This window comes from Marivirga aurantiaca (genome assembly GCF_016679925.1).
GTDB classification, from domain to species: domain Bacteria; phylum Bacteroidota; class Bacteroidia; order Cytophagales; family Cyclobacteriaceae; genus Marivirga; species Marivirga aurantiaca.
The window spans coordinates 1-1,284 of record NZ_JAEQBW010000030.1 but is presented as its reverse complement, the minus strand read 5'-3'; the positions used below and the strand labels follow the sequence as shown (position 1 = coordinate 1,284).

Annotated in this window: 1 protein-coding gene; it reads left to right on the top strand. The window is 36.1% G+C overall.

Annotation, left to right across the window (positions count from 1 at the left end):
- The first annotated feature begins 98 nt into the window (after positions 1-98).
- Positions 99-1,097, top strand: a complete 999-nt coding sequence (locus tag JKA74_RS20635) for an IS256 family transposase, variant Zn-binding type (protein ID WP_236587997.1) — start codon at positions 99-101, stop codon at positions 1,095-1,097.
- The last annotated feature ends 187 nt before the right edge of the window (positions 1,098-1,284 follow it).

The window sequence follows — 1,284 nt, the reverse complement described above, 5'->3', positions numbered from 1 at the left end:
GATTTAATTGCCAAAAATAGTTGGTAAAATGCCTTAAAACTGATTGTAAACAACTGATATTAAGATAGATATACTTATTTTGACTAGAGCTCATTGAAATGTGTTTCAATGAGCTTTTTTTTGTATATGAAAAGTACAAAAAAAGATGTTGGGCTTGTGGGTTTACTTCAAGTATAAAGTGGGGCAAACAAGCTGGTAAGCAACGCTATAAATGCAAGAATTGCGGGATCTTATTTAGTGGTTCCAATGATGGTGTAAAAAAAGCCAATCAGTTCATTTGGTTCAGGAAATGGGTAATTGAAAGATGGACTTTAAATCAACTTGCTAAATCAAGCGGATATTCGGTCAGAACCTTGAACAGATATTTTTATCAATACTTATCCATAGCTCCAGTCCTGAGTGTTTTCCCATCTGAAAGAGTCAATCTATTAATTGATGGCACTTACTTTAATAATGACCTGTGTTTGATCCTCTATAGAGACAACACTATTAAATTCACCCAACTTTATCGCTTAACTAACGGAGAATGGTTTGAAGAAATGGCTGAAGACCTGGGTAACCTGCTACAATTGGGGGTTAAGATTGAAAGCATCACCTGTGATGGACATAGGGCTATATTAAAAGCTATAAAACACGCTTGTCCCGAAGTAACGCTTCAAAGGTGCCTTATTCATATTCAACGGATGAGTTTGAACTGGCTATCCGGTAATCCTAAAAGTGATGCAGGCAAGGACCTGAGAAAAATTGTCTCCAAGCTGCACTTGATAGAAAATCATATGCAAAGGGATTACTGGATTGTAAGCGTGGTAAAGTGGCATGAAATCAATAAAGATTATATTAATCAAAAAAGCATAAACCCAGAAACAGGCAGGTATTGGTATACCCATAAAATGGTTAGAAGAGTCTTTATGACCATCAAAAGAGCACTTCCAGATATGTTCAAATACCTTGAAAACAACAGAATACCAAAATCAACTAATGGCCTGGAATCCTTTTTTGGTCATTTAAAAGGACACCTTAATGTGCACAGAGGACTTTCCCGACTACACCGAAGACAATACATCCAATGGTATCTCTACTTTAAAAATAAGCAATAGGTTTTTTTAGCCATATGCAACCAGAATGAAAACAAAAAAACCTCCCCAAAAGGGAGGTCATTCCAGTTGGTAAACCTTATTGCTGATAGGTTGCTCCTCAGCAGAGCCTACTTCCTCTTCAGATTTACAATCCTAAGATAATACAATTACTAGATAAAAATCACCAACTATTTTTGACATCATTACC